Source organism: Bradyrhizobium archetypum (genome assembly GCF_013114835.1).
GTDB classification, from domain to species: Bacteria; Pseudomonadota; Alphaproteobacteria; order Rhizobiales; family Xanthobacteraceae; genus Bradyrhizobium; species Bradyrhizobium archetypum.
The window spans coordinates 108,259-134,240 of record NZ_JAAVLW010000004.1 but is presented as its reverse complement, the minus strand read 5'-3'; the positions used below and the strand labels follow the sequence as shown (position 1 = coordinate 134,240).

23 protein-coding genes are annotated in these 25,982 nt (G+C 63.2%); 10 read left to right on the top strand and 13 right to left on the bottom strand.

What is annotated here, in order from left to right; translation table 11 throughout:
- Nucleotides 1–57: 57 nt before the first annotated feature.
- Nucleotides 58–996, top strand: coding sequence for an aldo/keto reductase (locus tag HCN50_RS13360; protein WP_171710132.1), 939 nt, complete (start codon nucleotides 58–60; stop codon nucleotides 994–996).
- Nucleotides 997–1,064: 68 nt separating this feature from the next.
- On the opposite strand, the gene HCN50_RS13355 is transcribed toward HCN50_RS13360, so the two are convergent.
- Both HCN50_RS13355 and HCN50_RS13350 read right to left on the bottom strand, forming a co-directional pair.
- Nucleotides 1,065–2,300, bottom strand: a complete 1,236-nt coding sequence (locus HCN50_RS13355; RefSeq protein ID WP_235976953.1) for a DUF1501 domain-containing protein — start codon at nucleotides 2,298–2,300, stop codon at nucleotides 1,065–1,067.
- 5 nt (nucleotides 2,301–2,305) lie between these two features.
- Nucleotides 2,306–3,868 carry a DUF1800 domain-containing protein gene (locus HCN50_RS13350; protein WP_171710131.1) on the bottom strand — a complete coding sequence of 521 codons (1,563 nt, stop codon included), beginning with the start codon at nucleotides 3,866–3,868 and terminating at the stop codon, nucleotides 2,306–2,308.
- A 100-nt stretch (nucleotides 3,869–3,968) separates the two neighbouring features.
- Here HCN50_RS13350 and HCN50_RS13345 point away from each other — a divergent pair, with 100 nt between their 5' ends.
- Complete coding sequence (locus HCN50_RS13345) at nucleotides 3,969–4,166, top strand: cysteine-rich CWC family protein (RefSeq protein ID WP_171710130.1); 198 nt, start codon at nucleotides 3,969–3,971, stop codon at nucleotides 4,164–4,166.
- 159 nt (nucleotides 4,167–4,325) lie between these two features.
- Here the strand turns inward: HCN50_RS13345 and HCN50_RS13340 are convergent, their stop codons facing one another.
- Nucleotides 4,326–4,559 carry a hypothetical protein gene (locus tag HCN50_RS13340; RefSeq protein ID WP_171710013.1) on the bottom strand — a complete coding sequence of 78 codons (234 nt, stop codon included), beginning with the start codon at nucleotides 4,557–4,559 and terminating at the stop codon, nucleotides 4,326–4,328.
- Between the two features lie 361 nt (nucleotides 4,560–4,920).
- Between HCN50_RS13340 and HCN50_RS13335 the strand changes: the two genes are divergently transcribed.
- Complete coding sequence (locus HCN50_RS13335) at nucleotides 4,921–5,769, top strand: metal-dependent phosphohydrolase (protein ID WP_171710129.1); 849 nt, start codon at nucleotides 4,921–4,923, stop codon at nucleotides 5,767–5,769.
- 158 nt (nucleotides 5,770–5,927) lie between these two features.
- Here HCN50_RS13335 and HCN50_RS13330 read toward each other — a convergent pair whose 3' ends face one another.
- The 3 genes from HCN50_RS13330 to HCN50_RS13320 form a co-directional block, all read right to left on the bottom strand.
- Nucleotides 5,928–6,635: a glutathione binding-like protein gene (locus tag HCN50_RS13330; RefSeq protein ID WP_171710128.1), complete on the bottom strand. Its 708-nt coding sequence runs from the start codon at nucleotides 6,633–6,635 to the stop codon at nucleotides 5,928–5,930.
- A 129-nt stretch (nucleotides 6,636–6,764) separates the two neighbouring features.
- Complete coding sequence (locus tag HCN50_RS13325; RefSeq protein WP_171710127.1) at nucleotides 6,765–6,998, bottom strand: hypothetical protein; 234 nt, start codon at nucleotides 6,996–6,998, stop codon at nucleotides 6,765–6,767.
- 29 nt (nucleotides 6,999–7,027) lie between these two features.
- On the bottom strand, nucleotides 7,028–7,789 hold the full coding sequence (locus HCN50_RS13320) for a TSUP family transporter (protein WP_171710126.1): 762 nt from the start codon (nucleotides 7,787–7,789) through the stop codon (nucleotides 7,028–7,030).
- A gap of 196 nt (nucleotides 7,790–7,985) precedes the next feature.
- On the opposite strand from HCN50_RS13320, the gene HCN50_RS13315 reads away from it, so the two are divergent.
- From HCN50_RS13315 to uvrB, 5 genes are all read left to right on the top strand, one after another.
- Nucleotides 7,986–8,891: a LysR substrate-binding domain-containing protein gene (locus HCN50_RS13315; protein WP_171710125.1), complete on the top strand. Its 906-nt coding sequence runs from the start codon at nucleotides 7,986–7,988 to the stop codon at nucleotides 8,889–8,891.
- A complete protein-coding gene (locus tag HCN50_RS13310) occupies nucleotides 8,881–10,101 on the top strand; it encodes an NAD(P)-binding domain-containing protein (protein ID WP_171710124.1) in 1,221 nt (406 codons plus the stop codon). Before HCN50_RS13315 ends, HCN50_RS13310 begins: the two co-directional genes overlap by 11 nt.
- Nucleotides 10,102–10,345: 244 nt before the next feature.
- Nucleotides 10,346–10,558 carry a hypothetical protein gene (locus HCN50_RS13305; RefSeq protein ID WP_171710123.1) on the top strand — a complete coding sequence of 71 codons (213 nt, stop codon included), beginning with the start codon at nucleotides 10,346–10,348 and terminating at the stop codon, nucleotides 10,556–10,558.
- Between the two features lie 107 nt (nucleotides 10,559–10,665).
- Nucleotides 10,666–10,797 carry a hypothetical protein gene (locus HCN50_RS34250; RefSeq protein ID WP_283812078.1) on the top strand — a complete coding sequence of 44 codons (132 nt, stop codon included), beginning with the start codon at nucleotides 10,666–10,668 and terminating at the stop codon, nucleotides 10,795–10,797.
- Between the two features lie 115 nt (nucleotides 10,798–10,912).
- Nucleotides 10,913–13,867 carry an excinuclease ABC subunit UvrB gene (uvrB, locus tag HCN50_RS13295; protein ID WP_171710122.1) on the top strand — a complete coding sequence of 985 codons (2,955 nt, stop codon included), beginning with the start codon at nucleotides 10,913–10,915 and terminating at the stop codon, nucleotides 13,865–13,867.
- Nucleotides 13,868–14,097: 230 nt separating this feature from the next.
- Here the strand turns inward: uvrB and HCN50_RS13290 are convergent, their stop codons facing one another.
- Nucleotides 14,098–14,526 (bottom strand): hypothetical protein, encoded by a 429-nt coding sequence (locus HCN50_RS13290; protein WP_171710121.1) that lies wholly within the window; start codon nucleotides 14,524–14,526, stop codon nucleotides 14,098–14,100.
- A 157-nt stretch (nucleotides 14,527–14,683) separates the two neighbouring features.
- Entirely contained in the window at nucleotides 14,684–15,589 is a 906-nt protein-coding gene (locus tag HCN50_RS13285; protein WP_171710120.1) for a LysR family transcriptional regulator, read from the bottom strand.
- A 94-nt stretch (nucleotides 15,590–15,683) separates the two neighbouring features.
- On the opposite strand from HCN50_RS13285, the gene HCN50_RS13280 reads away from it, so the two are divergent.
- Nucleotides 15,684–16,661, top strand: coding sequence for a Bug family tripartite tricarboxylate transporter substrate binding protein (locus HCN50_RS13280; protein WP_171710119.1), 978 nt, complete (start codon nucleotides 15,684–15,686; stop codon nucleotides 16,659–16,661).
- Nucleotides 16,662–16,807: 146 nt separating this feature from the next.
- Here the strand turns inward: HCN50_RS13280 and HCN50_RS13275 are convergent, their stop codons facing one another.
- Entirely contained in the window at nucleotides 16,808–18,346 is a 1,539-nt protein-coding gene (locus tag HCN50_RS13275; protein ID WP_171710118.1) for a L,D-transpeptidase, read from the bottom strand.
- Nucleotides 18,347–18,812: 466 nt separating this feature from the next.
- On the opposite strand from HCN50_RS13275, the gene HCN50_RS13270 reads away from it, so the two are divergent.
- A complete protein-coding gene (locus HCN50_RS13270; protein ID WP_171710117.1) occupies nucleotides 18,813–22,034 on the top strand; it encodes an ATP-binding protein in 3,222 nt (1,073 codons plus the stop codon).
- Between the two features lie 51 nt (nucleotides 22,035–22,085).
- Here HCN50_RS13270 and HCN50_RS13265 read toward each other — a convergent pair whose 3' ends face one another.
- The 4 genes from HCN50_RS13265 to HCN50_RS13250 all read right to left on the bottom strand — a co-directional run bounded on the left by HCN50_RS13265 (nucleotide 22,086) and on the right by HCN50_RS13250 (nucleotide 25,825).
- Nucleotides 22,086–23,489: a Dyp-type peroxidase gene (locus HCN50_RS13265; protein WP_171710116.1), complete on the bottom strand. Its 1,404-nt coding sequence runs from the start codon at nucleotides 23,487–23,489 to the stop codon at nucleotides 22,086–22,088.
- A 5-nt stretch (nucleotides 23,490–23,494) separates the two neighbouring features.
- Nucleotides 23,495–24,253, bottom strand: coding sequence for a hypothetical protein (locus tag HCN50_RS13260; RefSeq protein ID WP_171710115.1), 759 nt, complete (start codon nucleotides 24,251–24,253; stop codon nucleotides 23,495–23,497).
- Nucleotides 24,216–25,229 carry a catalase gene (locus tag HCN50_RS13255; protein WP_171710114.1) on the bottom strand — a complete coding sequence of 338 codons (1,014 nt, stop codon included), beginning with the start codon at nucleotides 25,227–25,229 and terminating at the stop codon, nucleotides 24,216–24,218. Before HCN50_RS13255 ends, HCN50_RS13260 begins: the two co-directional genes overlap by 38 nt.
- A 374-nt stretch (nucleotides 25,230–25,603) precedes the next feature.
- Complete coding sequence (locus HCN50_RS13250; protein ID WP_210264915.1) at nucleotides 25,604–25,825, bottom strand: hypothetical protein; 222 nt, start codon at nucleotides 25,823–25,825, stop codon at nucleotides 25,604–25,606.
- Nucleotides 25,826–25,982 lie beyond the last annotated feature (157 nt).

The following is a 25,982-nucleotide window of genomic DNA, read 5'->3' as shown; positions in this document are numbered from 1 at the left end:
CTACGCGGACGCGCGCCACAATCCACCGCTCCAGCGCTCTTTCTACAGGATCAATCCATGCAAATTCGCAACCTCGGCGGCTCCGGCTTGCGTGTGTCCGCCGTCGGCCTCGGCTGCAACAATTTCGGTCAGCGCACTGACCTCGAGACCTCGCGCAAGGTCATCCACAAGGCGATCGACCTCGGCATCACCCTGTTCGATACCGCCGACATCTATGCCGCCATGGGCGGCTCGGAGACCGTGCTCGGCACCGTGCTCGGGGATCGCCGCAAGGACATCGTGCTGGCGACGAAGTATGCCAAGCCGATGGCGACCGACGGCACCAAGCAGGGCGCCTCGCGCCGCTACATCATGTCCGCCGTCGAGGCGAGCCTGAGGCGGCTGAAGACCGACTACATCGATCTCTACCAGCAGCATGAGTACGATCCGATGACGCCGATGGAAGAGACGCTGCGCGCGCTCGACGATCTCGTCCGCCAGGGCAAGGTCCGCTACATCGGCAATTCGAACTTTCCGGCCTGGCGGATTGCGGAGGCCGAAATGCTGGCGCGGCAGATGAACGTTGGCCGCTTCATCTCCTGCCAGGACGAATACAGCCTTTTGGTGCGCGGCATCGAGAAGGATTTGTTGCCGGTCGCAACGGAATACCAGCTCGGCTTGCTACCGTTCTTCCCGCTGGCGAGCGGGCTTCTCACCGGCAAATACAAGCGCGGCACCGATGCCCCCGCCGATACCCGCTTCGCCAAGGCGCCGGCGCTGAAGGACCGCTACGTCACGGCACGCAACGAGGACATCGTCGAGCAGCTGCAGGCCTTCGCGCAAGCGCGCGGCCACACCCTGCTCGAACTGGCCTTCTCCTGGCTCGCCCAGCGCCCGCAAGTCGCCAGCGTCATCGCCGGCGCCACCCGTGTCGAACAGGTCGAGCAGAACGTGAAGGCGATCGGCTGGACGTTGAGCGCGGAGGAAATGGCGGAAGTGGATCGGATTACGAAATAGCGGCAACGGCGCTCTCTCCGCTCCCTCTCCCCGTCCTTCACCGCAAAGGGCGGGGACAGGTTTAAGAATTATCCCACCAATCCCTGCATCGGCTTCACCGTGCCGCTGTCCGGAAACACGCTCTCCGCCAGCACACGATCGGCCAGGCCGAACTGGTCCTTCAGTACGCCTTTCATCACCGCGCGCAGGTCGGCGGTCGGTGCAAGATCGCGGCCCTGGTAGAGGCTGGCCGGCTTCAGTCCGGGCCAGTCCGCAATCACCCGGCCACCGTTCACAGCGCCGCCGGCAAGCAGCGCGATCGTGCTGGTGCCGTGGTCGGTGCCCTGCGTGCCGTTGATGCGCGCGGTGCGGCCGAATTCGGTGGCGACCACGATCACGGTGTCGCGCCAGCGCGGCCCCAATCCGCTTTCGAATTCGGCGAGCGCGCCGTCGAGGCCGCCGAGCAGTTGCGCCAGCCGGCCCGCCGGGCCGCCTTCATTGGCATGCGTGTCCCAGCCGTCGAAGGCGAGCGCGCCGATCCGCGGGCCGTTGTCGGCCGCCATCAGCCGCGCGGCGCCGCGCGCCACCAACCGCATCACGGCGGCACCGTTGGCACCGGGCTTCGGTTTCATGTCGTCGCCCTGCGCCATCTTGTCGAGCGCGAGGCCCTGCTTCAGCGCCGACGCCAGCGCGGCATCGCGGTGAGAGTAGAGTTCGACGAGCCGCATCGCCGTGTCCTCGCTGGCCTGCGGCAGCGCCAGTGGCGCCCAGCCGACGGTCGGCGCCGCGCCGCGCAGCACCAGCGGCGTGGTCGGCCCCACCGCCAGCGCGCTCGTCACCCGCTCGCCTTTCGGCAGGCCTTCCAGCGCACGGTTAAGCCAGCCGGACTGCACCCGGCCGGGTCCGGCGAAGCCGCTTTCCAGCACGTCCTGTCCGTCGAAATGCGAGCGGTCGCGATAGGGCGTCGCCACCGCATGGATGACTGCAGCCTGCTTGTCGCGATACATCCGCGCAAACTCCGGCATCGCCGGATGCAGCGAGAAGAAATCATCGAGCGGCACCGCCGCATTCGGTCCGCTCGACGACAACGCGATCGAGCCATGCAGGCCGGCATAGTCGGGATCGCCGATCGGCGCGACGGTGGCGAGCCCGTCCAGCGCGCCGCGCAGGATGACAACCACCAGACGCGGATCGCGGCCGTCGGCTCCGCGCGCAAATTTCGGCAAATACGCCCATGCCGCAAAGGATGCGCCGCCGAGCAGCACGGCACGCCGTGAGATCGCTGATGCCCCCAGGTCTTCGCAGCAATCCATTGTGCTTCCCATGGATGTCATCTCCTCTGGAATTCCGGCGACATCAATAACAGCGTCAGCGCCTGCTGCCGTGATTCCGCGCGCTCGACGGTCCGCCGCGTCTCCACCGAGGCCGTGTCGCCGACGGCGAGTTCGAGCAGGTCGCGCGGATCGACGCCCTCGGCGAGCCGTGACGCAATCTGGGTGGAGATATCGAGGCGCAGCTTCATGCCCTCCGGCGCCAGCCACGCGGCGTTGCTGTCGGGAAAGCCGTTCGGCCCGGCCGGCGACCATAGTGGCTGGCCGAGCGTCCTCAGGCCGCCGAGATAGAGGCTCGGATTGTTCGGAATCTGCGCCAGCAGGCGGCCGGCCGCGATCAGGAATTCGTAGGGCGAACGCATCTTGGAAAGTGGCGCCTTCCAGGCCTCGTCGGAGTCGACGAGCGCCACAGCCAGCGCCTTGAGATCGCCGTCGGTTGTCGTGAAGACATCGGCCAGCTGCGCCACCAATGCCTGTGGCGGATCGTCGGACACAAAATGGCGCGCGAATTTTCCCGCGATGAATTTCGCGGTCGACGAGTGACGCGCGAGATCCGCCAGCACCGCCTCGCCCTGCGTCACGTGGGCGGCGTCATAGATCTTTCCCATCACCCGCTGTGCGCCCGGCTGGTGCGCATTGGCGTTGAACACGAAGGTGCCGGGCGCGCCGAGTTGGCCCTGCCTTCCGGCGTAGGTCCAGCCGGTGATGACGTTCGCCAGCGCCGTGACGTCCTCCTGCGAATAGCCGCCGCCGACACCGAGCGTATGCAGCTCGAGAATTTCGCGGGCGAGATTTTCGTTCAGTCCGCGGTTGCGATTCTTCCCGGCGCGCGAGTCCGGACCCAGCGATTGCTGGTTGTCGAGGAAGAACAGCATCGCCGGATGCTGCTCGACCGCCTTCAGCATGTCGCCGAAGCGTCCCAGCACATGAGGCCGGATCGCCTCGCGCTCGAACGAACCGGCCCACATCTGCGCCAGCCCGCCCTTGCCGGCGGAAATGCAGAAATGATTCGACCAGAACACCACCAGCCGCTCGACAAATCCGCTGTCGGTGATCACGGCGCGCTGCAGCCGCGCCAGTGCCTCGGCGCGAAAGGTTTTCTGGATGATGTTGAGCTCTGCCGGCCGCGGCGGCGACGGCTTTGGTGTGTTGGGCTGCATCGTCTCGGCAGGCGGCGCCGTTGCAGCTTCCGGTGGTTTCGCGGGCGTCTCCTTCGGCGCCATCTCCATCGCGATGCTGCTCAGCGAAAGGTTTCGCCGCTGGCCCTTTGCCTCCGGTGGCGGCGTTGCGCCTTCACCTGCGGCAGGCGGCGCGGCGGATTTGGCCGCTGCATCGCGCGCCCGCTGCACCTCGAACTGGTAGTCGAACGCCGCCTTGCCGAGCGCCGGCGTCGACTGCAACCCCGGCACTTCGAGCAGCGCGCCATTGGGACGGCCAAGATCCGCCTTGACGAAACCGCGCGGATCGGATGCGGCGTTGAGAAAATCGCCGGACGCCCCGCCGCGCGCACCGAAACCGAAGCGATTGAGCGCGACAAGGGCGGCTTGCGAATCGCGGGCCATCGGATTTCCCTTGCGTTTTTTCCGGGCGTATAGTGGCGGAGTATAACGCGCCTCGGTGTGAGCCCGGGATTAATTCGGCGTCAGGATGCGGCCCTCATTGATGACAAATCGTTTGAAAAATCAGTCCTCGCGCCGGCTCGCCTGCGAAGCTTGCGGCACCGAATTCGGCTGCAACCTGTCCGGCCCCTGCTGGTGCAATGACGAGGCGTTCCGGATGCCGCTGCCGGTGGACGGCAACGATTGCCTCTGCCCGGATTGCCTGCGCAAACTCGCAATGCAGCGCGCGGGGGCAGCCTGAGCCGCAATTGGAACGTCGGTGCCGTCCTGCTCGATATGGACGGCACTTCAACACCGATCGGGTTTGTTTCAATAGCTGGTCGCCGCGCACGCTCATGGCTATACCGACGACGGCGTAATCATCCTGCTCGCGGGAGATCCGCCGGCCTTGACGAAGGCATCAATGCGTGGATTGCGCGCCGGCCGCCGGTCTATCGCGGCCATTGACGGCAGGCGTGGTATTCGCTGCTGACAATGCGATCACCGTCCGCATGTCGTCCGCCAGTTCGCGGTAATGCACGCCGAGGCGCGAATATAGCTCGCGCTTTGCCCCATGCACCGTCAACTTGCTGATCAGTTCGCATTCGGCAGCGAGAGTCTCAAACCGCTCCAACCTGGCTTCAAGATCGGTCATGACGCGTCTCCCCTAACGGCCACCAAGGGAATCAGCTTACGCCTTCATTTTACGTCACAGCTAACATCGTTATCGGATAGAACTAATTTACAGCCTCGGCGATAGCGCGGACGCAGCAGCAATCATTGCCTGCTGATTTGCGTCCGACGAACGTCATCATACCCAACGCGCGGTAAGCCGCCTGGCCGGCTCTCCGGAGAGAGGCACGCCGGAGAGCATCCGGCGCACGGCCGATCAGCGGGCACGAGTGTGCCGGATACAGAAGTTGGCTCACCTCTGCTGGTGCGAGCAGATATTTGCCACCGGAAAGAACGGCAATGTGCTATCATGTGGCCGACCTCGCAGATGAGGCGGTGCTCAGATGATCACAATCCCGGAACTGGTGGCGCAAGCCTTGGGGTCGTTTTTGGCGTCGGACACCAAAAGCCGGTTTGGATCCTCCCACGCCCGGCTAGCTGAATTTCTCCCCTATGCAGCCAGGCTCACATTGGAATGCATCGGCAACAGCGACGCCCTGTATCACAACATCGAACACACCATGCTCGTAACCCTTGCCGGGCACGACATTCTCATGGGTCGGGCGATGCTGCGGTCGATGACGGCGGATGACTACGCCAATTTCATCCTGGCGTGCCTCACCCACGACATTGGATTCGTTCGTGGAATTGTCCAGGGAGATGATGGGGATTCCTATGTCGCAGATCTCAGCGGCCGAACCATTCGCCTGGCGCGAGGTTCATCCGATGCTGCGCTGGGACCCTATCATGTTGACCGCTCGAAGCTGTTTGTGTTCGAGCGGTTCGACGCCGCCGAAGAAGTTGATGCGAGCCGGATCGCCCGGGCGATCGAGTATACGCGATTTCCGTATGCTGCATCATCGTCGAATGACGAGCTGACCGAAGAAGAGGGCCTGTTGCTGCGCGCGGCCGACCTCATCGGGCAACTCGGCGACCCCAACTACCTCAAAAAATCGAATGCCCTGTTCTACGAATTTGAAGAAGTCGGTATGAACAAGACCCTCGGCTACGAGACGCCGGCAGACGTTGTTTACAAATATCCGCAGTTCTATTGGAACAACGTCGCGCCGCAAATTCAGACGGCAATACGCTACCTCAACGTCACGTCGAGCGGACGGCAATGGATCGCAAACCTGCACAGCAACGTTTTCCGGGCCGAGCGCGAAATGAACCTGTCCGGCCCGCAGCCGTAATAGTGGCGGCTTCCGATGCCGCTGCGCGCGAGCCAAGCGCCTTCCGCCTGTGATAGCATGTCGTCATTGCCGGGCTCGACCCGGCAATCCATCCTTCTAGAAGATGGATACGGGGGCAAGCCCGCATATGACGAGATGAGTTCGCCGCGCCAGCCTGCCTACCGCACCACCGCCGCGGTCTGGCCGAACAGAATTCGGCGCTCCTCCTCGGTGCGGTTCACCGGCTGGCCGAAATTCGGATTGACCTCTTTGGCCCTGGCATAGGCGCGCTCGGTGGCCGGCCGCGCGCGGATGGTTTCCAGCCAGCGCTTCAGATGCGGGAAATCGTCGATGTTCTGGCTCTGGTTCTTGTACGGCACGATCCAGGGATAGCTCGCCATGTCGGCGATCGAATAGTCGCCGGCGATGAACGCGCGGTCCGCAAGGCGCTTGTTGAGCACGCCGTAGAGGCGGTTGGTCTCGTTCACGTAGCGGTCGATGGCGTATTTGATCTTGTCCTGGGCATAGTTGGAGAAGTGGTGGTTCTGCCCCGCCATCGGGCCGAGATTGCCCATCTGCCAGAACGTCCACTGGATCACGTCATAGCGGCCGTAGAGATCGGAGGGCAGGAACTTGCCGGTCTTCTCGGCGAGATAGAGCAGCATCGCGCCGGATTCGAAGATCGAGATCGGCTTGCCGCCGCCCTTCGGCTCATGATCGACCATCGCGGGGATCCGGTTGTTGGGCGCAATCGCCAGAAACTCCTGCTTGAACTGCTCGCCCTTGCCGATGTTCACCGGGAAGATCTTGTAAGGCAGCCCGGTCTCCTCGAGGAACATCGTGATCTTGTGGCCGTTCGGCGTGGTCCAGTAGTGAAGATCGATCATCGGGCGATCCTTGCTGTGCGTTGATTTCTTGTTTTCGCAAGAAAGATGCGACTGCATGAATTTGGGCGGATAGCAGGCGGAAAGTCAATCGGTGCTGGCAGGTGCGCGCGCGAATGTGATGGAGGCGGACTAATCGCTGCGGCCGTGCTCACGCAGGAACTGGGCGCCGCTTTCGGTGACCGCCACGCGCACGCCATCCGTCGCCGGCTGGCGCGCGACATAGCCGCGGTCGATGGCATCTTCCCAGATCGTCAGCCGCGGGCATGAAGTGCGCCAGGTCTCGATCACCTCGGAATAGAGTCTGGGCTCGCGCGCGATCCACTCAACGAGGTCGAGGACCAGGGGATCTGTCGTCTCGCTCATCAGCGCCTCCCGATCAGAAGCGGCGCAACTCAGAACGCCAGCGCGCTCGCGCGCGTCGCCAGCAGCCAGCTTCCATAAAGAATGTAGTAGCCCGCCACCGTCGTAATCAGCCGGTGCGCCCAGGTACGAAACTGCGCGTCGCTCATCGCCTCAAGTATCCGTCGCGCCACCGTGGTGCCGAGCATCGAGGCTGCGATCGCAACCGCGGCGAGCACCGGATCGAGCGTGGCGGCCTGGTCGATGATGCCGCCGAAATAGATCAGCTTGGTCAGATGGCTCGCGACCTGACAAGTCGCTTTGGTGGCGACCACCTCGCGGCGTCCGAAATTGCCGCCGAGAAAGAAGGTGTCCATCAAGGGGCCGGACACGCCGGTCATCAGCATCAGCCCCATGCAGATGAAGCCATAGAAGGAGCCCTGCCAGATGCTGTCCGGGTTCGGCTTGAGGTTCTTCGGCATCAGCCGCGCCATGAACGGCGTCACCCCGAGCAGCAGCAATGCAATCGGCTTGTCCGGCACGTAGCGGGTGAGTGACCAGACCCCGAGCGCCAGCCCGCAGCCGATCAGATAGACGAACACCGGCCGCCAGCGGATATGCGCGCGCCACAGGAACGCGCGCCAGCCGTTCGACGCCATCTGCGTGATCGCGTGCAGCACCATCGCGGTCGGCAGCGGCATCAGCATCAGCAGCACGCCGATCAGGATCATCCCGCCGGCCATGCCGAACAGCCCCGACAGGAACGCCGTCGCGACCATCAAGGCACCAAGGGCTGCAATCACCAGCGGCGTCACGAAAAGTCTCCTTGCGCAAGCGCTCAGTTGAAACGCGGGCGGCGCTGCCCCTGCTTCCTCTCCCCGCGAAGAGCGGGGACAGGTTGAACAACCCGGCACCGCTTCAACCTGAAACCACACCCATTCTTGTGCCTCGCTTGCCGCACATAGGCAAACCGAGTTATCTTGCCCTGGCATCAGTTTTCCTGAGGGTCATGTGCGGCGGCTGCTCTTTCTCAATGGCATCAAGGCGTTCGAGGCCGCGGCGCGCACCGGCAGCTTCGCTGCCGCCGGCTCCGAACTCAACGTGTCGGCCGCCGCCGTCAGCCGGATGGTGCATCTTTTGGAAGAGCGGCTCGGCGTGGCCCTGTTCGAGCGCAAGGCCAACCGCCTCGTCACCACGGCGGCGGGCCGCGCCTACCAAAGCGGGCTGACCCCGATCTTCGATGCGCTGGCGAGCCTGACGGCGCAGGTCACCGCGCCTGCCAGCGTCCGCGTGCTGACCATCGGCGTCGGTCCGACCTTTGCGATGAAGTGGCTGATCCCGCGTCTGGCGGATTTCCGCAAAGAGGAGCCCGACATCGACGTTCGCATCACCACCGGCGGCGCCGCGGTGCCGTTCGGCGAGGACTGGAGCTGCGGCATCAAGCTCGGCGACGGCGAATGGCCCGGCCTGATCGCTGAGCCGCTGTTCGCTGCCGATTTGCTGCCGGTGTGCGCGCCGCGCCTGGCGAACGCACTCAAGCGTCCGGCCGACCTCAAGGGACCTGCCCTGCTGCGGGTGGCGCATTCGCCCGATGACTGGCCGGCATGGCTCGAGGCCGCCGGCGCCGCCCGCATCACCGCGCGCGGAACGGAGTTCGAATTTTACGGCCAGGCGTTGCAGGCCGCGGTCGACGGCCTCGGCATTGCCATGGGCATCCGGCCCTATATCGACGACGACCTCGCCGCCGGCCGGCTGGTCGCGCCATTTGCGTTAAGCGTGCCGAAAGGCATGCGCTGGTATCTGGTCTATCGCGGCTTCAGTACGGGGCAGCGCGATTTCGCCGCGTTCCGGCGCTGGATCATTCGCGCGGCGGCAGAACCCGCCACGCACCGCAGGGGCCACAGACATGCCGGATGAAATAACGCAAACACTCGTGATCGGCGGTGGCCAGGCCGGCCTCGTGATGAGCCATCGCCTCAAGCAGCGCGGACTGCCGCATCTGGTGCTTGAGCGCCACCGGATCGCCGAACGCTGGCGCAGCGAACGCTGGGACGGATTGAAATTCCAGTTTCCGAACTGGTCGGTGCGGCTGCCGGACTTTCCGTTTCCGCACAGCGATCCCGATGCCTTTTCAGATACCGACACCATCATCCGATACATCGAGGATTATGCCGCGTTCGTCGAGCCGCCGGTCCGCTGCGGCGTCGAGGTAACGCGGCTATCGCAGCGCGACGGCGGGCGCTTCGTCGCCGAGACCACCGGCGGCAGCATCGAGGCCGATAATGTCGTGGTCGCCACCGGTCCCTATCAGCGCGGCGTTATCCCGGACGTGTTGCGCGAGCTTTCTGTGTTTCAGGTCCACGCCGCGGCCTACAAGAATCCCGAGCAGCTTCCGCCGGGCGCGGTCCTGGTAGCCGGCGGCGGCGCGTCGGGCGCGCAGATCGCGGAGGAATTGCTGCAGGCGGGCCGGCGCGTCTATCTTTCTATCGCACGGCACCGCCGCCTGCCGCGCCGCTACCGCAGCCGCGACCTGATCTGGTGGCTCGCTGAAATGCAGCTCGACCAGATCACGCCGGAGGAGCGCGGGCCCGCACGCCTCGGCCCGGTGATTTCAGGCGCCTATGGCGGCCGCACCATTGATTTCCGCGACTTCGCCGCCCGCGGCATGGTCTTGCTCGGACGTCTCGAGGCCGCGCATGATGGTGCAATCGACATCGCGCCGGGGCTCGACAAGAGTCTTGCCGACGGCGATGTCTCCTACACCACGTTCCTCGATACCGTCGATGAATATGTCAAACGGCGGCGGCTGGAACTGCCCGAAGATGCCGGCGCCCGCGTGACGTTGCCCGAGCCGCCGTGCATCGCCGCGCCGATCCGCCGCCTCGACCTGGCCGCGGAAGGCATCACGTCGATCATCTGGGCTACCGGTTATGGCGTCGATTTCGGCTGGATCGATCTGCCGGTGCTGGACGCGCGCGGCGAAGCGATCCACCGCAACGGCATCTCGGCCGTGCCCGGGCTGTATTTCCTCGGCCTGCAATGGCTGTCGAAAATGAGCTCTTCGTTTCTTTCCGGCGTCGGCGACGACGCCGCCGTGCTGGCGGATCATATTCTGGCGCGGCGGTGATTTTCCGTTTTTCGGCGCTCGCAACCCAAACACGACCTCATACGCGAAAGCGGGGTATCCAGTATGCCGCGGCAGCAGTGATGAAACCGCGACGGCTCTGGAATATTGGATCGCCAGCATTCGCATTCGCGGGCGATGACAGCCGATTTGTCCAAAAAAACCTTGGCGACATGTGAAACCCTTCACATCTGCCTTCGCCGCACCGTGCTCTCCTCGCCCCATGGGTAATTCCGGGAGACGCGCCATGATCTATGGCGGCTTTGAAATTCAGTCGTTCGAAGCAGGAAGAGGGCTATGGCACGCCAGGATTCAACGGGCCGATCAGGCGCCGGTGGTGATCGATGGCATGGCGTTCCCGACCCTCGAAGTCGGTTTCGCGTGGTCGAATCCGGAAGCGGCGATTGCGGACGCAAAAGCCCATATCGACCGTTTCGGCCCGCGGCTCACGAATCCATAGACGCGGCCGGCGCGCTGCCTGGCCGAATCTCCGTTCCCTCTCCCGAACAGACCCTGCAGGCCACGCCGCTCCTCTCGACCTGCCCGCATTGCAGCGCTGCGCTCGCGGTGCTGCGCATCATTCCCGGCCGCGCCGGTGCCGAATACTGGACCATGCGCTGCACGCGCTGCGGCAGGATTCATCTCGACATCGTCAAGAACGCGCCGGTCAGGGCTGACAATGACGACCTTCGCGCCTGAGGCGTGTAACGGTTCCGAACTCGCGTCTGCTGACATCTGCTGACACACGACAGCGCGCCCGTTCGCGCGGCCATTTGCCCTTTTCTCACCGGCTGACTCGTCCCATATTCGCCGCATGGCGAAGAAACCAGACGCTCCCAAAAAATCAGGCAAAGCCCCCAAATCCAAGGCGCATCGGCCCGACATTCAGCCGATCGGGCCGACGCTTGCGGAACTGCTCAATCCCGCGATCAACCGCGGTGACGCCGGCACCGGTTCCGGCACTGGCCTGCAGCCTCCGCCCGACAATTCCTGGGACCGCCGCGCTGGCGGCGAGGCGGCGGCGCATCGCGCGCGCGCTTCGACCAAGGGGACGGGCGATGACCTCGCCAAACGCGATGCCGGACGCGGCCTCGACGAAGCCCCCCAAGCCAACTACGGCACCGCGGCCAGCATCCCGACCCTCGACCCTGAGCTTGCGCGCCAGCTCGGCCTGCCCACCGCCGAAGACGATGAGGAAGCGCTCGCTCGCCCGCCGCGCAACAAGATGGAATCGCTCGGCGTCAAGGCGACCGCCGAGGCGCTGGAGAGCCTGATCCGCGACGGCCGCCCGGAATTCCGTAAAGACGACGGCTCGATGAAGGTGTGGACACCGCACCGGCCGCCACGCCCGGAAAAATCCGAAGGCGGCGTGCGCTTCGAGATCAAGTCCGAATACCAGCCGAAGGGCGACCAGCCGACCGCGATCGCCGAACTGGTCGAGGGCATCAACCGCAACGACCGGACCCAGGTGCTGCTCGGCGTCACCGGCTCCGGCAAGACCTACACCATGGCCAAGGTGATCGAGGCGACGCAGCGCCCTGCCCTGATTCTCGCGCCGAACAAGACGCTGGCCGCCCAGCTCTACGGCGAGTTCAAGAACTTCTTTCCCGACAATGCGGTCGAGTATTTCGTCAGCTATTACGACTACTACCAGCCCGAAGCCTACGTCCCGCGCACCGACACCTATATCGAAAAAGACTCGTCGATCAACGAGCAGATCGACCGCATGCGCCACTCGGCAACGCGTGCGCTGCTCGAGCGCGACGACGTCATCATCGTAGCTTCCGTCTCCTGCATCTACGGTATCGGCTCGGTCGAGACCTACACCGCGATGACCTTTGCGCTGAAGAAGGGCGAGCGCATCGACCAGCGGCAGTTGATCGCCGATCTCGTGGCGCTGCAGTACAAGCGCACGCAGGCCGATTTCACCCGCGGCACTTTTCGCGTGCGCGGCGACGTCATCGACATCTTCCCGGCGCACTATGAGGACCGCGCCTGGCGCGTGAACCTGTTCGGCGACACCGTGGAAAATATCGAGGAATTCGATCCGCTCACCGGCCACAAGCAGGACGATCTCGAATTCATCAAGATCTACGCCAATTCGCACTATGTGACGCCGCGCCCGACCCTGGTGCAGGCGATCAAGTCGATCAAGTCAGAACTGAAGCTGCGGCTCGACGAGCTCAACAACCAGGGCCGTTTGCTCGAAGCGCAGCGGCTGGAGCAGCGCACCACCTTCGACCTCGAAATGATGGAAGCGACCGGTAGCTGCGCCGGCATCGAGAACTATTCGCGCTACCTCACCGGGCGCCGCCCCGGCGAGCCGCCGCCGACGCTGTTCGAATACGTGCCCGACAACGCGCTGGTGTTCGCCGACGAAAGCCATGTCACCGTGCCGCAGATCGGCGGCATGTTCCGCGGCGACTTCCGCCGCAAGGCGACGCTTGCCGAATACGGCTTCCGCCTGCCCTCCTGCATGGACAACCGTCCGCTGCGGTTCGAGGAGTGGGACATGATGCGCCCGCAGACGGTCGCAGTGTCGGCGACGCCGGGCGGCTGGGAGCTCAACGAAAGCGGCGGCGTGTTCGTCGAGCAGGTGATCCGCCCGACCGGCCTCATCGATCCTCCCGTGGATATTCGACCGGCGCGCACGCAGGTCGACGATCTCGTCGGCGAAGTCCGCGCCACCGCCGCGGCCGGCTACCGCTCGCTGATCACGGTGCTGACGAAACGGATGGCGGAAGACCTCACCGAATATTTGCACGAGCAGGGCATCCGCGTCCGTTACATGCACAGCGACATCGACACCATCGAGCGCATCGAGATCATCCGGGATCTGCGCCTCGGCGCGTTCGACGCGCTGGTCGGCATCAACCTCCTGCGCGAGGGCCTCGACATTCCCGAATGCGCGCTGGTCGCGATCCTCGACGCCGACAAGGAAGGCTTTTTGCGCAGCGAGACCTCGCTGATCCAGACCATCGGCCGCGCTGCGCGCAACGTCGACGGCAAGGTGATTCTCTATGCCGACCAGATGACGGGCTCGATGGAGCGCGCCATCGCCGAGACCAACCGCCGCCGCGAGAAGCAGGTCGAGTACAATGAGGCCAATGGCATCACGCCGGAGAGCGTGAAGAAATCGATCGGCGACATCCTCAACTCCGTCTACGAGCGCGACCACGTCCTGGTCGAAATCGGCGACGGCGGCATGGCCGACGACGTCATCTCGATCGGCCACAATTTCGAGGCCGTGCTGAACGACCTCGAAACGAGAATGCGCGAAGCCGCCGCCGATTTGAACTTTGAGGAAGCGGCAAGGCTGCGCGACGAAGTCAAACGCCTGCGCGCGACGGAGATGGCCGTAGTCGACGATCCCACGGCGAAGCAGCGCGCCGTGCAGAGACAGGCCGGCGCCTATGCGGGCACCAGGAAATATGGTGATGCCGCCAACCTCCCCGTCAGCGCCATGAAGAAGCGCAGCGCCTCTTCACCCTCCCTTGCAGGGGGAGGGTCGACCGCCGCAGGCGGTCGAGGTGGGGTGAGCCGCAGCGGCAGTCCCTCAAAAATCCACAAACCCCATCTCGACGAAATGGCCGGCCCGGAATCCCTGCCCTACCGCCCCGACGCGGCAAAGCCGCGCAAGCCCGAGTTGGGCAGCGGCAGCAAGATCTTCCAGCCGACCAACTCGCGCGAGTCAGGACCGGAGTTCGGGCCCGCGCCGCGGTCAAGCGGCGGCGCGCCGGGACATAGGGGTGGGTGGAAGAAGAGGTAAACGCCGACTGTCATTGCGCGCGAAGCGACTTGTCCGCCGCAGCTCGAAGAGCGAAGGCGGAAGCAATCCATCTCGCCACAAGGGAATGCATGGATTGCTTCGTCGCGGAGCCTGTCATCGGACGCGCATCCGCCTGAAAGGCCAGAAGGGCCGGTTCGGCGCGACGTCAGCCCGATATTTCCCGGAACCCAAGGGCGTTGGATAGAAGCTCGTTAGTACCGCGTGACTGATCAGCACGGTCGATACATCTCCTGCAGCGGCTTTCCGCTCAGAAAGATCGTGTGAGGAGTCAGACCGCCCCTGCGAGTGATCCAGCGGCGCACCGGCGTCGGATAGGTCGAGTACAGCATGAAGGTTGCTTCGGGATCGGTGAAGGCGCGACCATTGGCGCCGTAGTTCCAGGCCGCATGGAAGCCGAGCGCCGCGCGCGAAGTTACGCAGATTTTGTCGCGAGGCAGCGCGCTGAGGACCATGGTGCATGCCGAGGCACAGAGACCGTCGATGACCACGGATTCGCCCGATGAGGCCAGACGCTGGTATTTAACGATGTAAGTCGCGATCAGACCGCCTCGATCATTCGCGATGCGTACTGCAGAACTTGCCTCTGACCCATTCAGGAATAGCAGAATGGCCGCAAGGATTCCCGTCCCATACTTCATGTCCACCCCTTCGTTCGAGCAAATCGATTTGGATCGCTTTGCGTGATGCGCGAAGCTGTGACAGGCTTGTTCAAGTTCATGGCATTGTCTGGGCACAAACCGCAGGTCGGCAACCCGGGTTCCCTGACTGCAACTCGGCACCAGTGAAGAGATCAAATCACACCGCCGAGCGTCGCTTTGCCTCACTGCGAACCACATTGATAAACTGCTTGAGCACCGGCGAGGGGTCGTCTCGCCGCCAGGCTAGCCCAAGGAATGCCTTCGGAGCGGTCTCACGCAGGCGCCGATAAACGACCCCGGCCATGCGTACGCTCTGCATGGTCGACGGCACGAGAGCGATACCCAAGCCGGCCGCGATCAGGCCAAGCGTCGACGTAATTCGTGGCGTAGGCTGGCCAAGACGCGGAACAAATCCGGCCTCTCGGCACGCCGCGACAGTCTCATCATGCAAGCCAGTACCCGGCGGACCGATCATGATGAACGGGTCATTCGCCAAACTCTTTAACGGCACGACCTTCGATCTGCTTGTCGCCATCGCGTGGCGGCTTGGCAACGCCGCGACCAGCGGCTCCTCCTGAAGCGGAGTGACGAGGACGCCATCCGCGTGGAGTTGGGGCGCACGCACGAATGCGACGTCCATCTGTTCATTCTCGAACTGTGCCACGATCTCGTTGCTCAACCCTTCTTGCAAAACCAGAGAAACCATCGGAAAGCCTGCGCGAAAAGTGCGGATGGCAACTGGGACCAGTGGATTGAAAGGCGCCGTAGGTGCAACGCCGACGCGGAGAGTGCCCTGTTCTCCACGCGCGGCACGGCGAGTTGTTTCGAGCGCGCGATCAAGCAGAGCCAGCAGCGCCTTGCCTTCGCGGAATAGCGCCTGTCCCGCGCTGGTCAACTCGACGCCGCGGGGCAAGCGACGAAAAAGCTGAACGTTCAGCTCCCGCTCTATCAGACTGATCTGTCGGCTGAGAGGAGGCTGCTGCATGTCGAGCCGCTCGGCGGCGCGAGTGATATGCCCGGCCTCCGCGACCGCAATGAAATACCTAAGGCGTTGCAAGTTCACTGGCATACCCAAAAAGTATCGTAATCACTCCAAGCATATCATGGCTTAAGGCCTGACAAATCTTTATTTGGATGTCTCTGGCACGGAGGATGATATGCATTTGCGACGGCGAGAATTCTTGCGACTGACGTTGGCCGCGATGGCGGCGCCAGTCTTGCCCGGCATCGCTACGGCTCAAATCTATCCATCACGATCGGTGCGACTTCTCGTCGGATTTCCCGCCGGCGGGCCGGTCGATATCGCTGGCCGGCTCGTTGCGCCGTGGCTGTCACAACGATTCGGCCAGCCGTTCGTGGTCGACAATCAGCCGGGCGAAAGCGGAAATGCCGCGACCAGGTCGGTCGTCAGGGCAGAGCCCGATGGGCATACGCTTCTCATTTGCGGGCCGGTCAACACGATAAATACGACGCTGTTTGAGGCCATCGATTTCAGTTTTGAACGCGATATCACGCCGGTCGCTGGGCTATACCGCGTTCCCCTTGTCATCGAGGTGCATCCCTCCGTTCCGGTCAGGACGGTCTCGGAGTTCATCGCCTATGCGAAGGCCAATCCCGGAAAGATCAAGGTGGGATTTGCGGGCCAAGGCACGCCACAGCACATTGCCATCGAACTGTTCAAGACGATGGCAGGCATCGACTTGACGCTGATACCCTATTTGGGCTCGGCACCCGCCCTTGCCGATCTTTTGAACGGCAGCATCCAAGCCATGTTCGATCCAATGCCCTCGTCCATCGCGCACATCAAAGCAGGCACGCTCATCCCTCTGGCGGTGACGACGCCGACCAGGTCCGCGAACCTGCCAGATGTCGCGGTCGCGGCCGATACTGTGCCTCGCTACGAGGCAGGATCGTGGTTCGGCATGGGCGCACCCAGGGGAACGCCAGAGGTCATCGTCGAAAAGCTGAACCAGGAGATCAACGAAGCGCTGAAGGACGCCGGCATCAAGACAAGACTCGCAGAGCTCGGTGCGATTCCAATGCCAGGTCCACCGGCACAATTCGAGAAGTTTATCGCCCAAGAAACCGAAAAATACGCAGAGATAATTCGATCAGCGAGCATTACGGCAAGGTGATCTCAATGTTTGCTTGTGGCCCCGTTCCTGACGCCGCTTGATCTCGACCGGTCCGGAATGCGTCCCCAAAGCGGGTTTGCGTTCTATCTCGAGCGCTTCGCGCGCTCGCGACAACCGCCCCTGCCCAAGGTCAGCGTGCCAGCGTCTCACCACCAGCGCGGTTGCATCGGTTGATAGTACTGGCCGCCGCGCCGGCGCGTATAGCCGGGCTGCCAGTAGGAATTGCCCTGTGAAGAGAAGCCAAAGCCGTCGTCATTCCAGCCCTCGTCGCTCGCAATGACATCGGGCGTCGTCGGCCGGCGCGTAATGAAGCCGCCCTGGGGCTGGTTGCTCAGCACCGCGACGAATTCAGTGCGATAGTTGGTCTCGCTGCTCAGCGGCTCGTCCGAGATGATGATCGACGATCGCGGCAATGCGGTCGGGACGATGCGATCGAGCACGTCCTGCGGAATGGTGATCCGGTCGAGCGCGCCCTTGGCGTCGTCTCCGTGGTCGATCGTGACCACGGTCCAGCGCAGGCCCGAATTGTTGGGCGCCATGGCCGTGAACACATGCGTGCCGATCGGTCTGTCGGGATTGCGGATCGTAACCGGAACCTCGATGCTCGAATCGAACATCTCACCCCCGTCCGGCAGCGGCTTGTGCGTGTTGCGCCGCACGTAGAGCTTCTGCGTTGCGCGGCTGATATAGACCGAAACCGGCTCAAGCGCGAGCTTCGCCTCGCTCGCCGCCTTGGCGGCGTCAGTCTTCCTGGTTTCCGCTGCCTTGGCGGCGTCCTTTGCGGCTGCGGCGGCATCGCGCTTCGGTGTGACGTCGGCCCTGGCAGCATCGAGCTGCGTCCCTGCGTCGGCAGCCTTGGCGGCGGCCTTCTGCTTCGCCTCCTCGGCCCGCGCCCTGGCCTGGTCCGCCTTTGCGGCGGCAAGCATCTTGTCGGCGAACGCGAGCTCGGCATCGGCGCGGGGCTTGAGCCGCTCCAGCTTGCGCAGCGACGCCGTGAGCGCGGCTGCCTCGCGCGCCGCCGTCGCGGCGACTTGCTTCGCCTCGTCGGCTGTCGTGGCGGCCTCCGCGGCCCCGCGGAGAAGCGTCTCCGCGCGCGCCGAAGCAGCCACAATGGCCTCCTTGTTCGGCATGAACAGCGCCGGGTGGGAAAACGCGACCGGGGCTGCGTCGTTCGGCGAGATGATCACCCGCATCCCGATCTGCGTCTTGTCGAACAGCTTCTCCGCAAATCCGTAGGGCATCCGCACGCAGCCGTGCGAGGCTGCGTACCCCGGCAGCGGTCCGCCGTGCAGCGCGATGCCGTTCCAGGTGATCCGCTGCATGTTCGGCATCTCGGCATCATCATACATGTTCGAGCGGTGGTCCTTGTTCTTCTCGATGATGGCGAAGACGCCGGCGGGCGTTTCGCGTCCCGTCGTGCCGGTCGATACCGGCGCGCGCAGGATCCAGCCGTCTGCGTCGTAGAAAGTGACCTGCTGGCTCTTGATCGACACGATCGCCATGATCGGCTCGCCGGCCTCGCGCGGCGCCGTCGCCTCGGTGGGGGCCGAAGGGCGCGCCTGCCTCGCCGCGGCATCTGCGGTCAGCGCCGTCAGCATGGCCATCGCAGCGAGCGTGATAAGACCGGGAGGCCCCCGACGCCGCATCGCCACAGCGGATTGCGCCACGTAAATTCGATTCACCATGCCATGCCCCCGGTTGAAATGCCTTGTCCACGCTTGCGTCGATCACGTGTCACATCGCGATCGTTGGATTGACTCACCGCCGCCACCATCAACTCTGGAGACATCAGGCATGTTCCGGTGGCAAATCTCTCATATACGACAGCCCTCGCAGGAGGAAGCTGGCTCGCTGCTCAGATTGGCCCAAGGCAAGGCAGCCGGGAATGCGGCATCGCGTCCGCGATCAAGGCGTCTTGCGAATTCGCTTAGCGCTGGCGGCCTTCAAGACAAGACGGTGAGCGTGGCGAAGGCTTGGAAGCATGGCCATTCCAAGGCCTGTCGTAGAATGGGCTGTACGACTGCGAGCACATGGTGTTCAATCCACGGAACTACCTGCCCGAGCGCAGGCCGCGCGGCAGCGTCAACCGGATGCGGCTCGCCGTCTATCTTGACTCGCGGCAGGTACGGCAGAAACTGAACACGGTGGGTCATGAGCAGCGAGCCAAAGCCCGATCGTTCGGGCGGACTTCAGCGGACGCAGGCGCCGCTGAATGTCGAGAATGAAGCTCTGCATGCCGAACGCCGGCAGCTCACCGTGGCATTTATTGACATCGTCGGTTCGACACCCCTGAGTGAGCGGATCGATCCCGAGGAGTTCTTCGCGGTTATCAGAACTTACCGCGATATCTGCGACGAGCAAATTCGCCACTACGGCGGTCATATCGCCAGAATGATTGGTGACGGGTTGCTCGCATTTTTTGGCGTCCCGCAAGCCCATGAAAATGATCCTGAACGCGCGGTCCGCGCCTCTCTGGCGATTGCCGCGGCGATCAAGGAACACAAGTTTCTGCTGTCGGACGGTAGCTTCGTTCGCCTGGGCGTGCGCATCGGGGTTAACACCGGGGTGGTCGTCGTCGGCAGCGTGCCCGGCGAGCCCCCTGATCGACGGGAGGTATTCGGCAGCTCGGCACATGTCGCTGCCCGCCTGCAAGGGCTCGCCAGCGAGAACGGCGTCGTGGTCGGTTCGAGCACATACGAGCTGACCCGCGGAACGTTCAGCTACGCGCCGCTTGGCAGACGACCGCTCAAGGGCGTGGAGGAGCCGGTCGAAGCCTGGCGTGCAGAGGCTCTTGCCTCCAGCGAAAGCCGGTTCGACCGCGCGCGGAGGTCGCCGCTTGGCCCAATGATAAATCGAACCAGCGAAAGTGCATTGCTGGCCGAGATGTGGCAGCAGAGTCTCGCCGGCTCGGGGCAAGTTGGCGTTATTTCCGGCGAACCCGGCATCGGCAAGTCACGTTTGATCCGCCAGTTCCGCAGTTCCCTTGATCCGTCTCCACGTGATGTTCTGTCGCTGCAATGTTCGCCGTTCCACGTCAACACGCCGCTTGCCCCGGAAATCGAGCGGCTCACGCGCGCGACCGGCATCCAGGAGACCGACGACCCTGACCTCGCATTGGCAAAATTGCGTTCGCTTTTGGCAAGAGCCGTCACCGATGTCGAGCCGGCGCTTCGTTACTACGGAGCGGTGCTGTCGATACCCGCATGCTCGGGATACGAGCCCGCGGATTTCGGATCTCCTTCGGAGCGCGAGCGTGGCTTTCAGGTGCTCGTCGATGCTCTTGTCGCCGCCTCGCGCAAGGGGCCGGTCCTCGTAATCGTCGAGGACGTCCAGTGGATGGACCCGACCTCCATCGAACTGCTGGTACGCGTGATAGCTCACTGTCCTGGCGAGCGGCTTATGGTCCTGATCACGCATCGCGATGATTACAGGGCCGACTGGTTGTCAGGCCCGGCAATTCGACGGATTGCTCTGCAAAAGCTGGCAGTCCATGAATGCGAGCAGATGGTCGCAGCCGTCGCGGGCAGCGATTTCGTGCCGCGCCGGATTACGAGCCAAATCGTGGAAAGAACTGACGGCGTGCCACTCTTTGTCGAGGAGTTTACGCGGGCCGTCGTCGATTCCGGTGCAGTCCTGCTGGCCGCTGAGAGCCCTATGCCGAGCGGCAAGTTGCCGGAAGCTCTGGTGCCGTCAAGTATTCAAGATTCACTGATGGAGCGCCTTGATCGTCTCGGTTCTGCCAAGCGCGTCGCTCAGATCGCCTCTGTTTTCGGAAGGCGCTTCAACTATGAGGGCATTTTCAGCGTGCTTCCAGGTAAAGGCGAAACGCTTGAACACGCGTTGCGGGCGCTCGAGAGAGCCGGGATCGTGTATCGTAGCGAGGAGTCTCAAGGTACGGTTTTCACGTTCAAGCACGCGATGATACAGGGAGTCGCCTACTCCTCGTTGCTCAACGAAGAGAAGCGTGAGCTCCATGCGCGCGTCGCATCGTGGCTGCTCCAGGAAGCCGCCATCGAGGAGAGCAGCCGGCCCGCGGTGCTCGGTTATCATTATGCACGCGCAGGCAATATTCCGGAAGCGATCGAGGCCTGGCTTCAGGCAGGCAAATCCGCGCTCCGCCGCTCGGCCACCAAGGAGGCCGTGGCTCATCTTCGCGAAGGCCTCTCGCTGATACCCAAGATGCCGGCGTCACCACGGCGCTTCGAGGCTGAAATCGCGCTGCAATCCAATTTGGCGATGGCGTACACCGCCAACGCAGGGTGGTCCGATCCGAACGTCTATGGTCCCTACAGTCGTGCACTCAAGCTTTGCGTGAGCCATGGCACCATTCGCGAGAAGGCGACGGTGCTGTGGGGAAGTACCATAGCCAAGCTGGTCAACTGCGAGCTCACCAAGGGCCTCGAACGCGCGCAGGATTTCGTCCGGCGGGCAGAAGAGTGGCGCGACGACGAGGCTGCCCTCATGGCCTACACCGCTGCCGTGATCGCCAATTTCTTTCTCGGTCGTTTGGAGCAGGCGAGTGAGCTCGCGGCTCTGGTCAGCGCTCGCTACAATCCGCGTGAGCACGGCAAGCTGGTCCAGACTTATCAGCATGATCCATTGATCGTATCGCTCGTCTATTCCGGACACATCGAATGGTTGTTGGGCCGACCAGGCCGGGCCAGAGAGTGCTGCGTGACGGCGCGGCAGCTCGCCAATGAGATCGGGCACCCGTTCATGCTGGCTTTTGCCTCCATTCTTGGCGTCTCCGATCACTGGTATGAGGGCGATCTTGCGGCTAACCTTGCCAGCGTAAAGCGCGGTCTGAAGGTCGCCGATGAGTATGGCTATCCGATGTACCAGGTCATCGGCCCATTGTGGGCGACCGCTGCGTTGGCGGCACGAGGCCCCGCGCCGGAAGTGCTCGAAAAATTATGCGGCTTGCTCGGTAAACTACCGGCCGAGAATCGGTGCATACAGATGCCGCTCTATCGAATTCTGCTCGCCACAGAATTCGGGCGGATCGGGCAGATAGAAAGGGCTCGGAGCTTCGCTGAATCGGCTGAGGCTCTGGTGAAGCAAACCGGCGAGCGCTGGGCTGCTCCCGAGATCTATCGGATCCACGGCTCGCTGCTGTGTCGCGAACCATCGCGAGACGACCGGGCTGCCATGCGCTTGTTCAGACGCTCGCTTGCCTCTGCCAGGAAGCTCGGAGCGGTCGGTTGGGAATTGCGCACGGCGATCAGCATCGCGCGCTTGGTCAGCGCCGGCGGGAGCGCATCCGGACGCGCCGAAGCACGAGACCTGCTGATATCGACCCGGGCGAAATTTTCCTCCGCGGAAACTTCCCGCGATCTGCGCGAGGCTGATGACCTGGTGAGAGTGTTGAACTAGTGAATCACGCCGTACAAGGGCCGCCGAATGGTCCTCGCCTGTTTGGTCGACTCATATCGTCGGCGATCCCAAAAAACGGATCGCCGAGAGGCTCGGCAGGAACGTATAGGCGCCGCCCCGCGTCCGGACAAATTGCGGCAATCCTCGCAACCGGATCGAGCCGCCGGATTTGAGCGGCAAGTCGAACCAGCTCGTGCCGGCATCATTGGCGCCTGCGATCGGGTCGTTGGAGCCGGTAATGCGCGGATCCTGCAGGCCAAGATTCAGCCAGTCGCAGGACATGGCCTCGAACTGGGCGCCGAGGCTCGCCCCGATGAAGTTGCCCAGCAGGCCCCGTTTCGGCTCGTCTCGATCACCAGGCTTCGCCGGATCATAGGCCGGTCCATAGGGCACGCCGCGCCGAACAAGGCGCCGACTGTTGTTCGCCACGCGTTGCACGATCTGCCCGCCCCGCGGATTGCATCGCCGGATATGGGCTCCGTAGGGGCAGCGGGACTCGCCGACGTAGTCAAAGTCCGTCAGATCGGCTTTGGGATCGGGTGCATCCGCGGACAGTGCCAGCGGCGTGCCATCGCGCCACCGGCCGCACAGGTTGGCGGCGACGATCTCGCGCAAAGCCGCGCGACGTGACAGGCCTTTGCCGATTTTCTCTTCAGCGCCGTGCGGCAGCAACTCCTCGACTTGCGGGTGCTCGAGCAAATCGGATGCTGCGCGATCGAGATACTTTTCGAAGCCTGCCACGTCCTGCTCCAACACGCGAAAGGCGTTGAAGGTGCCGTTGTGTCCCAACGCTGCGGGCAGGGGGACGCGCCACTTCAAACCTTCCAGGTTTGTCGGATGCCCCAGCAACACGGTGCCGAGCGGAGCCCTGGGTTGTTTGTCGGGGTACCGCTCTGGGTCGTGAACCCCCTCGAACCTCGGTTGCGTGATGTTGTCGCGATACCCGAAGTGAACGACGTCGTCTGGGAAGCTGCAGCCCTCGCGTATAGCGAGCAGCCTCAAGGCCCTTCCATCGGTGAGGGCGCGCTCCTGGATTTCGTCCAGCTGCTCGACGTTCTCGGCGTAGATGGTCGCGATGAGATGAATCCGCTTGGGCTCATTGAAGGGAGCTGGCCAGTTTTCCGGGGCGCTCGGCCCGACATCCCCGAGCTTCCAGGCGCGAGCGGTCATGCCTTCGACGAATTCGTTCGGGAACATTTCAAGCGAAGCGCTCGGCGTGCCGAGGGCGCGCAATCCCTCGTAGGTCAGGCCAATGTTGAAGCAGGTGTCCGGCCTGTTTGCCCCCCAGTTCCCGGTCGTGATCTGCGGAACGCCGTCGCTGCGGCCGGATACCGAGGCGGCTAGCCAACGCCGGGCTGCGATGGGATCGGCAACTTCCAGGATGAGGTAGCGCACGTGCGGCTTCTTGGTGTAGCCACGCAAGATATTGCCCTGCAGATCAGCGAGATCGAACATAGCACTCACCAGCCTAACCCCAGTTGCTTGCGGACCTGAGCCACCGAGAATCCGGGATAGGCCCGGTAGCCGCTGCCGAGCGAAACGTTGGCGTTGGCGCGAAGCTGCAGGACCAGTTTGCGCGGAAGCAGGGTCAGATCGTCATTGCCAGATACGGCCCCTTCTCCATTCAAGGCTTCCTGGTCTCTCAAAAAATCGGTGGCGGTGTCTGGCACCTGGTACAGGTCGCGCTCGTGCACCCATTGGATGAAGGCCTCGACATTCTCCTCGCAAGGGATGACGTCATCTCCTCCTTCGACGAGCTCGACCACGGCGTTGAACACGCTGCCGATCGTGGCGATGAAATCGCGAATGTAATTGGTGAAATCCCCGTCATAGACGGAGAACATGCAAATATTGTCGCCGACAATGACAAAGCGCGCGAAGTGCACCGTGCCGACATTGTTCAATCCGGCAAATATCGCATCCTTGTTTTGCGCGATCGCCAGCGCGGCTTCCGCTCGTCCGATCGGCGACTTAACCTTGAGCGGCATGATCAGATTCATCATGCACTGGACATTGTCACCGTGCTGAAACGACAAATGGGGGCCACCGGGCAGAGGCTTCACCGGCGTCAACCGCGCCCAGAGAGGCACCAAGGTCCATGACGCCACGCGCTTGAACACGAGCGTCTTGGGCAACCAGTCCACAACACGATCGAGCAAACCTTCGTCACCTGGCATCAACCTACCTCCACCTGAAGGGACACCCGCCGCGCATTTCACGCGAGACTTCATAGGCGCCCAGGCGAGCCTCGAGGATGGGATCCGCGGAGACCTCGATGCCGGGCACGAGACGGCAGGGATTGAAACTGATGCGTTCGCCATCCGCTTCCTGATCCTCCGCCACCTTGATAAGCGTGAGGGTACCCATGACGACCCGGATTCGTGTCCCCGGCCAGGGCTTTGTCGGATCGTCGAGCGCATCGCCCGCTTCGCCGATTGTCATCATCAGCATGAATCGGGCCGGCCATCGCCGCAGGCGGTTTTTGAGCTCCTCGAACAGATATTTGTCGCGCGGCACGGCTTTGGGATCGGTGTTGCGAACGCCTGCAACCGGCTGCCAGGAAAAGCGAACGGGGCGCCGAGCTCCGTCGGAACCTGTCACCCAGAAGGTATGGACAGCGTGATAGCTCGCGCGGGCATAGCTCACCGGGGCGCCGATCAGACTGACCTGGAATATTCCCAACTGGGCGAACCGGTGCCGATTAGCGTAACGGAGCGCTCCCGCATCGACACTCACGGTTTCGTTCGGGTACGGGTTGCGAGGAGGCACCTTAAGCTGCAGAAGGTCCCCAAGCTTCCGCCACCAGGCTCGTCTTTCATACTTCTCGAGCTTCGCGACGTCGGCGAACTCGAAAAAGTCTTCGACATTGCGGACGAAGAATTCGCCCAGCGTCGTGGCGATCAGGTCAGTTCCCCTGCCGTCCGGCAGGTGGAAGCGTGTCGCCATTCCCCGAACATCGGACCATCCATCATGCTGCTCCAGCCCTCCCAATCCGTTGGAGAATCTCACCGACACGGGAACGGGCTGTCCCTTGAAGTGCTCTGCGATGCAATAGGTGCGCGCCACGTCCGACGCCACGAACTCGCCCTTCACGCCGATGCCGATGGTGTGAACCGGCCTCTTCCCGGGGACCGGCTCCGGCAGATTGTCGATGATGGCCTGGACGAGTCGCTTTGCTACCGATGCATCGACCATGCCCCCTCCACTATGGACGGACCGCCGAGGATGCTGTTGGTGCATCCGGCGCGTTAGCGTTGTCGATCGAATTCAGCCCGTGCCCTGCACCAACACGTTACATTCGATCGCCGGCCAGATATGTGACGTAGTTCACAAAGTTAGCCGAATGAAGCGTCGCGTAATTCGAATCGAATAGCAGGGGTTCGACATCCCCGATGGTGCTCGCGCGCACTTATGAAGTGATCCGAGCCGAACAACGCATGAGCCACCACCGTGTCGGCTGTCTGCGGGAGACCGGACACGATTCGTTGCGTTGACCGCCGGATTTGACCAACTGCGGACTCATTTGCTCGCTTCACTTGAGCGGCTCCTGTCGTCGATCGGAAAGACGATCAGACATAGAAGCACGCCACATTATCGGCGTTGCGCCAGGTCCCGATCCAGGCTCCCTGAAAGCGCGCAATCTCGGGCGGCACGTCTGGCGCCGGCGTCTCCATGTCGAACTCGTCCGGCAACGGAACGATGGATTCTGGGTCGACGGTGAGAGGCTGGGCCAGAGCGTTTTGCATGAACATCAAGAACACTATCAAAAGAACAGCAGAAGCTCTGCGCATATTGTGCTCGAAACCCTATCGAATGCTGCGAAGTGATCGCGCTGTGAATACAGTGCGCCTAGCGACGCGCTCCCATCATGAGACGGTCGCCAAACCGCGCCACACCCCGATCTACCGAAATGTCCGCCCCCTCCGTTCTCGACCACGTGTCCTGCCG

What these genes read in the sequence shown, in the direction of transcription:
- HCN50_RS13330 (WP_171710128.1), bottom strand. Translation starts at nt 6,635, where the DNA reads ATGATCGATCTTCACTACTGGACCACGCCGAACGGCCACAAGATCACG.
- HCN50_RS13325 (WP_171710127.1), bottom strand. Translation starts at nt 6,998, where the DNA reads ATGAGCGAGACGACAGATCCCCTGGTCCTCGACCTCGTTGAGTGGATC.
- HCN50_RS13350 (WP_171710131.1), bottom strand. Translation starts at nt 3,868, where the DNA reads ATGGCCCGCGATTCGCAAGCCGCCCTTGTCGCGCTCAATCGCTTCGGT.
- HCN50_RS13270 (WP_171710117.1), top strand. Translation starts at nt 18,813, where the DNA reads ATGAGCAGCGAGCCAAAGCCCGATCGTTCGGGCGGACTTCAGCGGACG.
- HCN50_RS13305 (WP_171710123.1), top strand. Translation starts at nt 10,346, where the DNA reads ATGATCTATGGCGGCTTTGAAATTCAGTCGTTCGAAGCAGGAAGAGGG.
- HCN50_RS13290 (WP_171710121.1), bottom strand. Translation starts at nt 14,526, where the DNA reads ATGAAGTATGGGACGGGAATCCTTGCGGCCATTCTGCTATTCCTGAAT.
- HCN50_RS13310 (WP_171710124.1), top strand. Translation starts at nt 8,881, where the DNA reads ATGCCGGATGAAATAACGCAAACACTCGTGATCGGCGGTGGCCAGGCC.
- HCN50_RS13250 (WP_210264915.1), bottom strand. Translation starts at nt 25,825, where the DNA reads ATGCGCAGAGCTTCTGCTGTTCTTTTGATAGTGTTCTTGATGTTCATG.
- HCN50_RS13340 (WP_171710013.1), bottom strand. Translation starts at nt 4,559, where the DNA reads ATGACCGATCTTGAAGCCAGGTTGGAGCGGTTTGAGACTCTCGCTGCC.
- HCN50_RS13335 (WP_171710129.1), top strand. Translation starts at nt 4,921, where the DNA reads ATGATCACAATCCCGGAACTGGTGGCGCAAGCCTTGGGGTCGTTTTTG.
- uvrB (WP_171710122.1), top strand. Translation starts at nt 10,913, where the DNA reads ATGGCGAAGAAACCAGACGCTCCCAAAAAATCAGGCAAAGCCCCCAAA.
- HCN50_RS13360 (WP_171710132.1), top strand. Translation starts at nt 58, where the DNA reads ATGCAAATTCGCAACCTCGGCGGCTCCGGCTTGCGTGTGTCCGCCGTC.
- HCN50_RS13255 (WP_171710114.1), bottom strand. Translation starts at nt 25,229, where the DNA reads ATGGTCGATGCATCGGTAGCAAAGCGACTCGTCCAGGCCATCATCGAC.
- HCN50_RS13345 (WP_171710130.1), top strand. Translation starts at nt 3,969, where the DNA reads ATGACAAATCGTTTGAAAAATCAGTCCTCGCGCCGGCTCGCCTGCGAA.
- HCN50_RS13280 (WP_171710119.1), top strand. Translation starts at nt 15,684, where the DNA reads ATGCATTTGCGACGGCGAGAATTCTTGCGACTGACGTTGGCCGCGATG.
- HCN50_RS13355 (WP_235976953.1), bottom strand. Translation starts at nt 2,300, where the DNA reads ATGGGAAGCACAATGGATTGCTGCGAAGACCTGGGGGCATCAGCGATC.
- HCN50_RS13265 (WP_171710116.1), bottom strand. Translation starts at nt 23,489, where the DNA reads ATGTTCGATCTCGCTGATCTGCAGGGCAATATCTTGCGTGGCTACACC.
- HCN50_RS13275 (WP_171710118.1), bottom strand. Translation starts at nt 18,346, where the DNA reads ATGGTGAATCGAATTTACGTGGCGCAATCCGCTGTGGCGATGCGGCGT.